General features: G+C 29.2%; 11 protein-coding genes and 1 other annotated feature. Of the genes, 8 read left to right on the top strand and 3 right to left on the bottom strand.

Annotated features, from left to right (window positions below):
* Positions 1-44: 44 nt before the first annotated feature.
* Positions 45-845 (bottom strand): TraX family protein, encoded by an 801-nt coding sequence (locus C0982_RS06185; protein WP_101773389.1) that lies wholly within the window; start codon positions 843-845, stop codon positions 45-47.
* Between the two features lie 253 nt (positions 846-1,098).
* Between C0982_RS06185 and C0982_RS06190 the strand changes: the two genes are divergently transcribed.
* A complete protein-coding gene (locus tag C0982_RS06190) occupies positions 1,099-1,875 on the top strand; it encodes an SDR family NAD(P)-dependent oxidoreductase (protein ID WP_101773390.1) in 777 nt (258 codons plus the stop codon).
* Between the two features lie 75 nt (positions 1,876-1,950).
* On the opposite strand, the gene C0982_RS06195 is transcribed toward C0982_RS06190, so the two are convergent.
* Both C0982_RS06195 and C0982_RS06200 read right to left on the bottom strand, forming a co-directional pair.
* Positions 1,951-2,874, bottom strand: coding sequence for a homoserine O-succinyltransferase (locus C0982_RS06195; protein WP_101773391.1), 924 nt, complete (start codon positions 2,872-2,874; stop codon positions 1,951-1,953).
* Positions 2,874-4,154: an O-acetylhomoserine aminocarboxypropyltransferase/cysteine synthase family protein gene (locus C0982_RS06200; RefSeq protein ID WP_101773392.1), complete on the bottom strand. Its 1,281-nt coding sequence runs from the start codon at positions 4,152-4,154 to the stop codon at positions 2,874-2,876. The genes C0982_RS06195 and C0982_RS06200 overlap by 1 nt, the downstream gene beginning before the upstream one ends.
* Positions 4,155-4,200: 46 nt before the next feature.
* Positions 4,201-4,458 (bottom strand) — a binding site (T-box leader).
* Between the two features lie 149 nt (positions 4,459-4,607).
* Between C0982_RS06200 and C0982_RS06205 the strand changes: the two genes are divergently transcribed.
* From C0982_RS06205 to C0982_RS06235, 7 genes are all read left to right on the top strand, one after another.
* A complete protein-coding gene (locus tag C0982_RS06205) occupies positions 4,608-5,162 on the top strand; it encodes an NADPH-dependent FMN reductase (RefSeq protein ID WP_101773393.1) in 555 nt (184 codons plus the stop codon).
* Between the two features lie 363 nt (positions 5,163-5,525).
* Positions 5,526-6,839, top strand: a complete 1,314-nt coding sequence (locus tag C0982_RS06210) for an aminotransferase class III-fold pyridoxal phosphate-dependent enzyme (protein ID WP_101773394.1) — start codon at positions 5,526-5,528, stop codon at positions 6,837-6,839.
* Positions 6,840-6,868: 29 nt separating this feature from the next.
* Complete coding sequence (locus C0982_RS06215) at positions 6,869-7,981, top strand: YkvI family membrane protein (protein WP_101773395.1); 1,113 nt, start codon at positions 6,869-6,871, stop codon at positions 7,979-7,981.
* Between the two features lie 181 nt (positions 7,982-8,162).
* Positions 8,163-9,224, top strand: coding sequence for a DNA/RNA non-specific endonuclease (locus tag C0982_RS06220; RefSeq protein ID WP_242961518.1), 1,062 nt, complete (start codon positions 8,163-8,165; stop codon positions 9,222-9,224).
* Positions 9,225-9,293: 69 nt separating this feature from the next.
* Positions 9,294-9,866, top strand: a complete 573-nt coding sequence (locus C0982_RS06225) for a LemA family protein (protein ID WP_101773396.1) — start codon at positions 9,294-9,296, stop codon at positions 9,864-9,866.
* 9 nt (positions 9,867-9,875) lie between these two features.
* Positions 9,876-10,676, top strand: coding sequence for a TPM domain-containing protein (locus C0982_RS06230; protein WP_101773397.1), 801 nt, complete (start codon positions 9,876-9,878; stop codon positions 10,674-10,676).
* Positions 10,677-11,211: 535 nt separating this feature from the next.
* Positions 11,212-13,626 carry a cell wall-binding repeat-containing protein gene (locus C0982_RS06235; RefSeq protein ID WP_101773398.1) on the top strand — a complete coding sequence of 805 codons (2,415 nt, stop codon included), beginning with the start codon at positions 11,212-11,214 and terminating at the stop codon, positions 13,624-13,626.
* Positions 13,627-13,726: the final 100 nt, after the last annotated feature.

Below are 13,726 nucleotides of genomic sequence, written 5' to 3' on the forward strand. Positions count from 1 at the left end.
TTTTATTATTTCATTTAATAAAATTAATATCTTCTATAGTATCTTTATTTAGCTTGCATAAAATAAGAGATAATATAGAATGCATATATATGAGCTGGATAAAATACATAGAATAGATATTTGAATCCTTTTCTACCAGGCTGTCCGTTGTACATTAAAAGAGGTATAATAGCCAATATCATAAGAGGCTGGATTAATTGTCCTGACATGAATGAAAGTATTGAAACAATAGCCATAGGAATAACTATTCTTATAAATTTGCCATATTTTCTTAAAAAGTAAAAAGATAGCGCTAGTAAAATAAACATATATCCACCTTCAGTTGATAAAATATTAGGGAATATTATAAATAATATTCTCCCAACATCAGGATTAGTAGGTAGAATCATTAATGTTATAAAAGATATGGATATTTGTAGTACAAATAAACCAATTCCCATAAGTAACTGTGATATTTTCTTATTTTTCACACCGCTAATAATATTGTCTATCACCCACATAAAAAATATAGATAAAAATATAGTAGAAAAAATATTATTAAGCAGTACGATCTCTGACTTGAAAGTATCTTGAATAACTATGGAAAGCAGTCCCATGATTATTGAAGCAACCCACAATCTAAGCATATACTTGAATTTATTCCTTGTATGATAGAATCCTTCCGCTGATAGAAATAAAAATATAGGTGCAACAGGTCTCCCTAACATATTAAACCACTGCGGAACACCAAACATATAAAACATTTGATGTATATGATCAAATACCATCAGAATAAGTCCTAGTATTTTAAGTTGGAACGCATTGATTCCAGCAAATTTATTGCTAGTAATATTATTATTTTTCATATAAATAACTCCTTTTTAATTTAATCATCAAAAATTATAGCAGAAAAGCAATTTTTAGTATATTTTTTTTATAAAATATTATAATTTATTTATAAAATCTTAATATAGTTTTAAAATAAAGATGCATATGATATATAAATGTTAGAAGTAGCCTTTAAGAGGGTATAAAATATGTAATTTATACATAATTTTTACCTTTATAAAATGGTTATTTAATATGTTGTAAATATTAACATGAGGGAGGAATAGTTATATGAATTTATTTAGTTTAGAAGGAAAAGTTGCAGTAATCACAGGTGCATCAAGTGGATTAGGAGCAGATGCAGCAAGAGCTTTTGCTGAAGCAGGTGCAAACGTGGCACTATTGGCTAGACGTGAGGAAAAGCTTTTCGAAGTAGCGAAGGAAATAAATGAAAAGTATAATAAAATAGCTTTAACAGTAAAGTGTGATATTTCAAATGAAGATGATGTCAAAAATGCTTTTGATACAATTATCAAAGAGTTTGGGAAAGTTGATATACTTCTAAATAATGCTGGTATAGCTCTTAGAGGTGGAGTAGATGACATGTCTACAGAAGACTGGAATAAAATGATGGAAGTCAATGTAAATGGAATCTATTTAGCTTGTAAGTATGCAGTTCCTCATATGAAAAAACAGAATTATGGAAAGATAATAAATACTGCTTCAGTAAATGCATTGATAGCAGATAAAAATCCACCATTTATAAGACATGCATATAATGCTTCAAAATCAGCAGTTATAGGACTTACGAGGGGTATTGCGGCAAGCCATAGTCAATTTGGAATTACGTGTAATGCAGTAGGACCAGGATTATTTGAGTCTGAAATGACAGAAGGTACATTATTTAAATCAGATGAATTTTTAACTAAATACAATTTTGTGAACCCAGTAGGAAGACCTGCTAAAAGAGGAGAACTAAACGGAGCATTATTGTTTTTTGCTAGTGACGCATCTAGCTATGTTACAGGACAAGTTTTGTATGTTGATGGAGGAATTACTCTAGTATAAATTTTTAATATAAGAATTTAAAGGGATGATAAATATTTTATCATCCCTATTTTTTTATAGTGTTCTATTGTGTATTTAAGATTTAATGCTTTTCCCTGTTATTTTATCTATACAGTAAGGTGTATCCTGATATACACAATAATTAATCCAATTACTGAATAGAGCATTTCCGTGGGATCTCCAAGTTATCTTTATATTTCCATTATCATCAAAATAATTTATTGGCTTTTCTATTTCTAATCCACTGTCTAAATCTCTTTTATATTCTTTGAAAAGCGAATTTTTATCGTATTCATTATGTCCAGAAACAAATATAAATCTATTGTCATTACTAGTTGATAAGCAAACGCCGGTATCTTCTCTAGAACATATTATATTCAAATCTTTAATTTTCTTGATGTCTTCTTCTTTTGTGTATGTATGTCTTGATTGAGGAGATAAAAATATATCATCAAATCCCTTTGTAAGAAGATTTTTATTTTTCACTTCGTACTCATAGATACCAAATATTTTTTTATCAGAAAAATGCTTAGGAACATCATAATAATAGTAAAGTGCCGCTTGAGAAGCCCAGCATATAAACATTGTTGAATATACATTTTCTTTAGCATATTCAAATATCTCCTTAAGCTCTTCCCAGTAAGCAACTTCTTCAAAGTCCATTTTTTCTACAGGTGCTCCAGTTATTATCATACCATCGTACTTTTTATTCTTTATATCTTTGAAATTTTTGTAGAATGTATTTAAATATTTTTCTTCTGTATTTTTAGATGTATATGACTCTGTTTTTATTAAATCAATATTAATCTGCAACGGCGTGTTAGATATTGATCTTAATATTTGAATTTCTGTTTCTTCTTTATTAGGCATTAAGTTTAAAATTGCTATATCAACTGGTCTAATATCCTGGGTTTCAGCTCTATTTTTTGTCATTATAAAAACATCTTCCTCTTGTAATACTTTATGTGCTGGTAAATTGTCTTCTACTATCAATGGCATTATAAAGAACTCCTTTCCAAAGCTTGTTGTAAATCTGAAATTATTTCATCTACATTTTCTATTCCAACAGATAATCTAATCATATTTTCTTCTATTCCTGCGTCTAATTGAGCCTCTTTTGACAACTGTCTATGAGTCATACTAGCAGGATGTAGTACGTGTGTTCTTACATCTCCAACATGAACAACTAAAGATGCAAGCTTTAAGCTATCAATAAATTTTTTACCTTCTTCAACGCCACCTTTTACTCCAAAAGCGATTATTCCACTAGCGCCCTTATCTAAATATTTTTTGGCTAAATCATAGTCTGAGCTAGATTCCAATAAAGGATAGTTTACCCAATCAACATAAGGGTTTGTCTCTAGAAATTTAGCTACAGTTAGTGCATTTGAAGAGTGTTTTTCCATTCTAAGGGCAAGTGTTTCAGTTCCAATATTAGTTAAAAAAGCATTAAATGGACTCATTGTTGTTCCAAGATCTCTTAAAAATACAACTCTTGTTTTTGTAATATACGCAGCTTCCTTAAAAGTATCTGTATATGATAAACCATGGTAGTTTGGATCTGGATCAGTTAAGCAATTAAATCTTCCATTTGTCCAATCAAATTTACCAGAATCTACTATTACACCTCCAACACAAGTAGCATGACCATCTAAATATTTAGTTGATGAGTGTGTAACTATGTCAGCACCAAAGTCAATAGGTCTACAAAGGTAAGGTGTTGGAAAAGTATTATCTATTATCAAAGGAAGTCCATTTTTATGTGCTAAATTTGAATATCTTTCAATATCAAATACTTTTACTCCAGGATTTCCTAAGGTTTCACCAAAGATTAACTTAGTATTACTTTTTATATGATTTTCAATTTCTTCATCACTATCACCTAAATCTACAAAAGTCGTATCAATTCCAAAATCTTTTAATCTAGATTGTATAAGTACAAAGCTTCCTCCATATAAATTATTAAAAGCGATTATATGATCTCCATTTTTACATAGAGTCAAAATAGCCAATAAATTTGCAGATTGTCCTGAAGAAGTAGAAACTGCAGCAATTCCACCTTCCATTTGAGCGATCTTTTTTTCGAATATATCGAGAGTAGGATTCGATATTCTAGAATACATATGACCCTCTTTCACTAAATCGAATAAATCTCCAACCTCATTTGCAGTATCGTATTTATAAGTTGTTGATTGATATAGAGGAGCTACTCTAGGTTCTCCATTTTTTGGTTCATAACCACCTTGTACACATAAAGTTTCTACTGATAAATTTTTCATTGTAATCCCCCTTAAATTAAATAAAATAAAAAAAGCCTTCGTCCTATAAAAGGACGAAAGCTATAGTTTCCGTGTTACCACCTTAATTCACCATTATTTCACAATAATGACCTTTTCAAGTACGTTACAAATTGTAATTATACCCTAGCGCTGTAATGGGCGCCCCCATATTAATCTTAGTATCATACCTCGACTAATCCTAGAGAAAGGCCATGTTCATTTCTATTATCTTTATCTTCTTTCACCAAACGAAGATTCTCTGGAAAAGCTTCAAGAAATTACTCTTCTTCCTATAAAGTTATTTATTTTTAATTTTCTGATTTTACACATAATATCATGTATTAAAAGAAAAGTCAAACATTTCTAAAAAGTAATTATATTCTTTGAAATTCATGATACAATAATTAAAAGAGATAAACTGTTGCATAAATTAAAACATAGGAGGGGTATAGTATGTTAAACATAGGTATCTTAGTAGGTAGTTTAAGAAAAGAATCGTATAATATGAAAATTGCAAAGTATATAGTTGATAAGTATCCAGAAAAAGCAAATTTTGAGATTGTTGAAATAAGGGATTTTCCACTATTTAACAGCGATTTGGAAGAAGATGTTCCAGAATCTGTACTACGAGCTAAATCAATTATAAAAGATAAGGATGGTATAATTATAGTTTCTCCTGAGTATAACCATTCTATACCAGGGGTATTAAAAAATGCATTGGACTGGTTTTCAAGAGGAGAATACGTAATGATGAGAAAACCATATATGATAATGGGAGCCTCAATGGGAAGTATTGGAACAGCAAGAATGCAAGGACATCTACGTCAAGTTTTAAATTCGCCTTCATTTAAGATGTATAGTATATCAGAAAATGAATTTTTGTATGCAAGCATACAGAAAAATATTGACGAAAAAGGTAAGTTGACTAATGAAAGAACTATTGCAAAACTTGATAAAAAAATAGACGATTTTTTGAAGTTCACAAAAGTGGTTAAAGAAGAATTATAATGATAATATAAAAATACAATAGTAATAAAAAATAGAAGGAGATATATTTGTTAATATAAATCCTTCTATTTTTATGTTGTTAAATAAAATATCTTAATAACTTTATACTTTCATAAGAGATGCTATTATATTAACAAAAAATATTATTTTTTTAAAGAAAATATAAGTGTTTAGATTATTTATATATAGCAGAATAGTTATTCTTTATATTATATAAAAAAAGAAAACATTACAAAGTAAAAAAAAACAAAAAAATAATTTAAAAAATAACTTTTATTGCAAAAAAACTTAATTTATGCTAAAATTTCTATAAATTAGCAAAATTCAGAAAATAGCTTTTTTAAGGAAGGATGGTGAATTTATATGTTTGGTACAGATAGTAAAAAAATTGAAGAAAAAGCTTCAGAGTTTATAGCAAAAACTCAACAGATTTCTTATGCACCCATCACATTTGAGAGAGGTGAGGGTTCAATTCTTTATGATATTGAAGGAAAAGAATATATAGATTTTTTATCTAGTGCTTGTTCTGCAAATTTGGGTCATGGAAATAAAGAAATAGCTGAAGCTATAAGCAATCAATTAGAAAATTTGACACAGTACACATATGCATATTTTAATACTAGTTCACCAATTCAACTTGCAGAAAAAATATGTAGTGTGACTCCAGGCAAAGATAACAAGGTGTTATATAGCACTACAGGATCTGAGAGTATTGATGCAGCTATAAAACTAGCAAGAGCGTACACTGGTAGAAGCAAAATTATATCAATGAGTGAATCATACCATGGAAGTACTTATGGAGCTGTTTCAGTTTCAGCATTAAGTTTAAATATGAAAAGAAAAATAGGTCCACTTCTTCCTGAAATTTATTATTTTCATTATCCAAATGATATTTATGATTGGGAATTTTGTATAAATGAAATGAAAGATGCCTTTGAACATTATCTTCCAATAGAAGATGTAGCAGCTATACTAATAGAGCCAATTGCTGGAGATATGGGAATAATAATACCACCTATTGAATGGGTTCAGGCAATAAAAAATATATGTGAAGAAAATAATGTACTATTGATTTGTGATGAAATACAAATGGCTTTGTGCAGAACTGGAAAATGGTTTTCTATAGAGCATTTTGGTGTGGATGCTGATTTATATGTTATGGGTAAATCTTTAGGTGGAGGTCTACCACTTGGAGCGGTAGTAGGAAGAAGAGAAATACTAGATTCTCTAAATCCACCAGCGCATATTTTCACTTTAGCAGCTAATACAACAGTTTGTGCAGCAGCACTAAAAAATATAGAAATTTTAGAGAGAATGGATGCAAATACAGTATCTAAGGAAAAAGGGGAATATGTAAAATCAAAATTCAAAAATTTGAGAAAAAAGTATGATTTTATAGGAGATATAAGAGGCTTAGGTCTAAGTATAGGAGTAGACATAATCAATCCTGAAACTGGAGAAAAAGATCCTATAGCTACAGCTAAAATATGCTATAAGGCATTGAGAGAAGGAGTAGTATTAATATTTTTAAATAAATCTACACTTAGAGTTCAACCTCCTATAGTTATATCAGAAAAAGAAATAGATATAGCGATGGATATTATAGATAAAGTAATGCAAGAATATAAAAATGGAGAGATTGGAGATGATGTGTTAGAAGAAATACAGGGCTGGTAGGCAAAAAAATAATGGAGGAATATGTTATTATGAGTAAAAAATTTAGTTTTAAGACAATGATGATTTTTGCGGGCTCGTATGTAGCTACGGTAATAGGATCTGGGTATGCGACTGGTCAAGAAATTTTACAGTTTTTTTCTGTATATGGATTATCTGGATTTTTGGCAGGGACTGTTTCGATGGTATTATTTTCAGTATTAGGAGCAGAAGTTTTGTATAGAGGGACAGTAACAAAGCCTAAAGATTCAATGAAGATTTTTACATTTTACACTGGAAAATTAATAGGTACTTTTTTAGATTATTTTGTACCACTTTTCTTGTTTGCAGTGCTTGTAATAATGATATCAGGAGCTGGTTCTACGCTTACTGAATATTATGGTATGCCAAATTATGTGGGACGTGTTGGATTAGCTATACTTGCTTATTTTACGGTATCATTAGGTCTTAAAAGATTGGCAGATATCATAGGATATATTGGACCTGTAATAATAGTATTTACAATACTGCTATCTATATTTAGTATACTTAGAAATATTGATAATTTACAAGTGGCATTAGAAGCATTAAATGCTGCTGATGTAGGCAAACCTGCACCAAATGCATTTATATCAGGAATTTTATATGCTTCATATAATGTAATTATGGTGGTTGCATTTTTAGCTGGATTAGGATCAACAACAGATGACACTAGGGTATCTAAAGCAGGTGGTATTTTAGGTGGTATATCACTAATGATTGCAGCGATATTAATGTATTTTGCTATACTTTGTCAGTTTAATATTCTTCAAGGAAAAACTATACCTACGTTATTTTTAGCCGATCAGATAAGTCCAACATTAGCAATTTTATTTTCTATAATATTGCTTTTAGGTATATTCTCTACTGCAGTGCCTCTACTATGGCAGTGTACAAATAGATTTGTAAACGATGACCATCCAAAATTTAAAATTATATCTCTTGGAATAGCAGCACTTGCTTTAATTGGAGGATTCTTGCCATTTGATAAGCTAGTAAGCACCGTTTATCCATTCACTGGATGGTTGGGAATATTTGTTTTAATGTTAATAGGATATAAATCATTTAAACTTAAAAAAGAAAATAGAACTGGAGCTGATGAAGTTCATAAACTTGAAAGACAATAAGAAACTATAAAATGTTTATTATATAAAAATTTATAGAATGATATGAAAAATTAATAAAAAAACAATAAAAAACAATAAAAAAACAAAAGGCTGATATAAATATCGGTCTTTTGTTTTTTGTGTTATAATAATGAAAAATAATTCATATAAATAAAATAAATCTATCGAAAAGGAGTAGAAAATGAATAGTTACAAAGATTTTATAAAAAAACTAAAAACGCTTCTAGTAATAATATCTATAATTCCAATGATTACTCTACTATCAGGTTGTAGCAATAACTCAGATAAACAAGCACCCTCAAATATAGAGCAAAGTAAAAGTAGTGATGTTGGGTCAATGTCAGATGATGAAATTATATCATATAGAGAAGAAAATGAAGGCGTAATCGAATTTAAAGGTCAATTGTATACTGTTGTAAATTCTAATAAATCAACATTTACAAAAAATGAGTTGAAAATGAATAAAAAAAATGATACTTGGGATGATTTTTCAAAATTAGATTCTTTAAACAGATGTGGAGAAGCAAATGCAATGGTTGGCAAGAGCATAATGCCTACTGAAAAAAGAGGTAGAATAGGTATGGTAAGACCGAGTGGATGGAAGTTGGTAAAGTATAATTCTGTAGATGGGAAGTATTTGTATAACAGAAGTCACTTAATTGGATACCAGCTAACTGGTCAAAATGCCAATGAATTAAATTTAATAACAGGTACAAGATATTTCAACGCAGAAGGAATGTTAGCTTTTGAAAATGAAATACGAAATTATATTGATAATACAAATAATCATGTTAGATATAGAGTAAAACCGGTATATAAGGGAGATGATCTAGTAGCAAGAGGAGTATATATGCAGGCAAAATCTATAGAAGATAATGGTAAAGGATTAGATTTTAATGTATTTGTTCATAATGTACAGCCGGGAATTGAAATTAATTATAAAAATGGTGATAGTAAACTAAATAAAGCTATAGAAGTTGAAGATAATTATGATAGCATATCTAGCAACGATTTTAATAGTAGTAAATCTTATAAAAATAAAACAGATAATAATGACTACAATGATAAAACAGATAATAATGATAATAATAACGAAAAACTTATAAAAGGAAACATAAATAGCAAGGGAGAAAAGATTTATCATCTTCCAGGAAGTGCAAATTATGATAGAACAATTCCAGAGCAGACTTTTAAAACTGAAAAAGAAGCAATTGAAGCAGGTTTTAGAGCTGCAAAAAGATAAGGAGTTAAGAGGTATGTTATAATTATCATATAAATATTTATATTTAAATAAAAAAGGAGAGAATTGAATATGAAAAATAAAAAGATTATTACCATAGTGGGCTCAGCACTGCTTGTAGCAGTTATCGTTATAGGGATGTTTGTATCGCCATATAATACTCTTGTTTCTTTAGAAGAACAAGTCAACGATAAATATGGAAATATTAGTTCAACTATTCAAAGAAGAGCTGATTTGATTCCTAACTTAGTAAATACAGTTAAGGGTTATGCAAAACATGAAGAACAGACTTTTACAAATATAACAAATGCTAGAGCTGGTGTATCTAATGCAAAAACACCAGAAGAACTGGCAAAGGCCGATAGTGATCTTACTAAAGCGCTTAATGGCATAAACGTCATAGTTGAAGCTTATCCTGATTTAAAAGCAAATAAAAACTTCATAGGACTTCAAGATGAACTTGCAGGTACTGAAAACAGAATAGCTGTTGCAAGGAAAGATTATAATGATATAGTTAAAATTTATAATACAGAGGTTAGATCTTTTCCAACATCTATAGTTGCTAAATTTACAGGATTTGAAAAAAAAGAATATTTCAAAGCAGATGAGAACGCGAATGATGTGCCTGTTATAAACTTTGAGTAGGTGTTTTTTATGAAAAAAAAGATAAGTTTAATAGCTTTTTCATTGATTATGATTTTATCAATTTTTTCAGGATCAATATTTGCGGATACTTATCCTGAACATACATCAAATTTCTATTTAGATCAACTAGATGTATTAAAAGAGGATACAAAAGAGCATATTAATTCTGTAAATAAAGAGCTTGAAGAGAAAACAAAAGCTCAAATAGTTGTTGTTACAATTAAAAATTTAGATGGAAAAAGTGCTGAAGAGTACGGGCTAAACTTGGGTAGAAAGTGGGAGGTTGGAGATAAAGACGAAAACAACGGAATAGTAATTATCGTAGGATATGAACCGAGCACAAAAAAATACAGTACAGCTATTCAAGTTGGTTATGGCTTGGAAGGAGCTATAAATGATGCAAAAGCCGGAAGAATAATAGATGATTATTTAGTGAAAAATTATGATAAAAATGATATAAAAACTCTCAATTTAGCACTAAATGAAACATTTAATGCTGTAGTATCTCAAGTTGCAAATGAATACGGTGTTTCCATTGAGGGCGACTATTCAAAATATGATGAAGAACTCTATAACGATGAAGGATCAGTAGGAGACATATTTATTCTTTTAGTTATCATATTGATTATTATAATTTCATTTTCCAATAAAAACAATCGTAGACCACCTAATAATCGTAGAAGAAAAAATTATGATGACTTTTTCGGAGGCGGATTCTTTGGAGGCGGATTTGGTGGTGGTAGCTCTGGAGGTGGATTCTCTGGTGGAGGCGGAAGCTTCGGAGGCGGAGGAGCTGGAAGGGGCCTTTAAAATATTTTTTGCAAGACTAGTAATATTTAATAATACATATTTAAAATACTTGAAATAAAATTTTATGATAAAAATATAAAAAAACAAGGCTGTAAGATTGTATCAGTCTTGTTTTTTATTTAGATATTTATTTAATAAACATTAATTGTAAAAAACACATAAAAAATAATATTTTTAATTTTTACAATTGGGTATATAAGTTTACGGTAAATAATATTTTAGTTTAATATTTATTGTAAAATAGTCTATTAAATTATTATTTGTATATTATAATACTAATGACAAGACGTATTATATCGTAAATTAAACTTTACAAAAAATAAAGTACAATACTTATGTTTGAAATAACAAGTAATATAACTGGAGAAAAGAATTAAGTAAATTGAAATAGAAAACGATATCACAAAAAAGTTTATCAAAAAGGGGGCTATTACAAATTAATTCTCTTGTTAAATTAACTATGACTTCAAATATTGATTACGATATTATATAAAAGCAAAAAATATTAACTAACATTATAAAAAAGGAGAGAGTTATGAATAATAAAATAAAGAAATTATTTTTTGGAATTATTTTTTCTATGTTGATTTTTGTGCTAGCATCAAATAATACTACGCTAGCAAATTCTGATATTGAAGTTAAAAATAATAGCAATTCTATAAAGTCGGAGTTTTTAATTAAAGATGAACAATTAAGAAAAATAATTAATACAAAATTAAAGCAGCCAATTAATTATAATGCAACGGCTGAAGAATTAGCTAGTATAAAAGGTATTTTTAATCTACAAGGAAAAAGTGAGGATTTTATAAAGTTTGAAACATTGGATGGGATTCAATACTTAAAAAATGTGACAACACTTCAGATTGGATATGTGATGTTCCCAGAAGAGTCATTTAAGTACCTAGGAGAATTAACAGAGTTAAATACACTTACTATTAATGGAAGTTATATTACCGGAAATGATGCGACTACAGTTAGATGGAAAATGAAAATAAATGGAGAAAATTACAAAGAACGTCAAGAGATAAATATAGATAACGATATAAGTTTAGAACCATTAAAAAATTTAACTAATTTAACTACTTTTAAATTTGACTATGTAAATACTCAGCAAAATGGATCATATTCTTTTTCTAATAGAACAAAAATAGATTTAGCTGCAATAGGAAATTTTAAAAAATTAAATAGATTGGATCTTGGAAACTTTGGAGAGAGTTATGACCCGAGTTATTCTTGGCTAGAAAATTTAACTAATTTAACATATTTAACAATTAGCAGCACGGATTTTGATGATTTGAAATCTGTTTCAAAATTAGATAAGTTAAAAACGTTTATTTTTACAGATGATTATGTTAACGATTTAAGACCAGTTGCAGAAAAAAGTGTTTGGGCTACTTCTGGATTGAAATATGTTTCAAAACCAAAAGTAGTAAAAGTTGATGAAAATGGTAGAAAGTATGTTAAATTTAGCGGAGAAATATTTTTGGGAAGTGAAACAAAACCAGAAATTAGAATGTCATCAGAAATGGCAAAATATTTCGCACCAAAATCATTAGACATAACGAATGGAGCACTAGATATAGAATTTTATTTAAATGATGAGCCTCCTACACTGAAATTGTATAACTATCTTACTGGAAACTCTGATAAAGAAGTAATAGGTTTGAGCTTTGGATTAAAGACAACATTAAATGGAAAAAATATTGACTATACGAGTATAGTTGTACCAATAAAAGAACATGCGGATGAATATTCAGTGATTTATAATGGAAATGGAAATACTTCAGGAACAGTACCAGTTGATCCTAATAAATATATTGAAGAATCGGATGTGACTATATTAGATAAAAACACTTTAGAAAAAGATGGACATAAGTTCATTGGTTGGAATACAGAAGCAGATGGAAGTGGAACAAAATACAATGTAGGTAGTGAATTTAAGATTCTGGAAGACACAACACTTTATGCTATGTGGGAAAAAGAAGATACTCCAGGTGGCGGAGGTGGAGTAGGAACAGTTAATCCTCCAGCTAAAAAAGCAACAGCAGTGTTAGCAAATGGATCAAAATATACTGATGTATTGACAGCAACAGTACTTGCAAATGAAAGAAACTGCCCAATTCTACTAACTGGAACAGATAGTATATCTACGGAAACACTAAACGAATTAAAAAGACGTGGAACAGGAGATATAATAATATCTGGTGGTGTGGATTCAGTGTCTAAAAAAGTAGAAGAACAATTAAAAGACTTCAATATTATTAGATATGCAGGAAATGATAGATACGAAACTGCAAAAGAAATTGGAAAAGCAATAAGATCTTTGACTGGAAAGACTGAGGGAGCATTTTTGGTGGATGGTACTAACTTCCCTGATGTAATTACAATATCATCATTAGCAGCAAACAAGAGACTTCCAATACTTCTTACTAATCCTGAAAAACTAACAGCAACTACTGAAAAGACGATAAAAGACTGGAATATAAAAAATATAACAATAGGTGGTCAAGATAATTCAGTAGGAAATAATATTGAAACAAAATTAAAAAATGAAATAAAAATATCTACTTCAAGAATAGGTGGATCAGATAGATATGAGACAGCTTCACTAATAGGAAAAGAAGTAAGAAAATCTACAGGAAATACTAAAGATATGATATTAGTAGATGGAACAAACTTCCCTGATGGAATCACAATCAACTCTCTAGCAGCGAAGTTCAAAGCTCCAATACATTTAACAAGACCAGCTAGTCTAACTGATATTACAGCAAATGATATATCAGACTGGAAAATAGAAAATATAATTGTAGGTGGAGGAGAAAACTCAGTTTCTAAATCAATCTATGATGGACTGAAAGTCGCTAACAAGGAAAGAATATCAGGTGCTGATAGATATTCTACAGCAGTTAAGATATCTCAAAAACTTGATAGTGTGAATTTTATAAAATAATATTGATTATGTTGTAAAATAAAAAAAGNCTATGATGGACTGAAAGTCGCTAACAAGGAAAGAATATCAGGTGCTGATAGATATTCTACAGCAGTTAAGA

Origin of the sequence: Peptostreptococcus faecalis (assembly GCF_900240845.1) — a bacterium.
Taxonomy (GTDB): Bacteria; Bacillota; Clostridia; order Peptostreptococcales; family Peptostreptococcaceae; genus Peptostreptococcus; species Peptostreptococcus faecalis.

Excerpts from the sequence above, each read along its gene's own strand:
- C0982_RS06185 (WP_101773389.1), bottom strand. The coding sequence starts at position 845 with ATGAAAAATAATAATATTACTAGCAATAAATTTGCTGGAATCAATGCG.
- C0982_RS06190 (WP_101773390.1), top strand. The coding sequence starts at position 1,099 with ATGAATTTATTTAGTTTAGAAGGAAAAGTTGCAGTAATCACAGGTGCA.
- C0982_RS06195 (WP_101773391.1), bottom strand. The coding sequence starts at position 2,874 with ATGCCATTGATAGTAGAAGACAATTTACCAGCACATAAAGTATTACAA.
- C0982_RS06200 (WP_101773392.1), bottom strand. The coding sequence starts at position 4,154 with ATGAAAAATTTATCAGTAGAAACTTTATGTGTACAAGGTGGTTATGAA.
- C0982_RS06205 (WP_101773393.1), top strand. The coding sequence starts at position 4,608 with ATGTTAAACATAGGTATCTTAGTAGGTAGTTTAAGAAAAGAATCGTAT.
- C0982_RS06210 (WP_101773394.1), top strand. The coding sequence starts at position 5,526 with ATGTTTGGTACAGATAGTAAAAAAATTGAAGAAAAAGCTTCAGAGTTT.
- C0982_RS06215 (WP_101773395.1), top strand. The coding sequence starts at position 6,869 with ATGAGTAAAAAATTTAGTTTTAAGACAATGATGATTTTTGCGGGCTCG.
- C0982_RS06220 (WP_242961518.1), top strand. The coding sequence starts at position 8,163 with ATGAATAGTTACAAAGATTTTATAAAAAAACTAAAAACGCTTCTAGTA.
- C0982_RS06225 (WP_101773396.1), top strand. The coding sequence starts at position 9,294 with ATGAAAAATAAAAAGATTATTACCATAGTGGGCTCAGCACTGCTTGTA.
- C0982_RS06230 (WP_101773397.1), top strand. The coding sequence starts at position 9,876 with ATGAAAAAAAAGATAAGTTTAATAGCTTTTTCATTGATTATGATTTTA.
- C0982_RS06235 (WP_101773398.1), top strand. The coding sequence starts at position 11,212 with ATGAATAATAAAATAAAGAAATTATTTTTTGGAATTATTTTTTCTATG.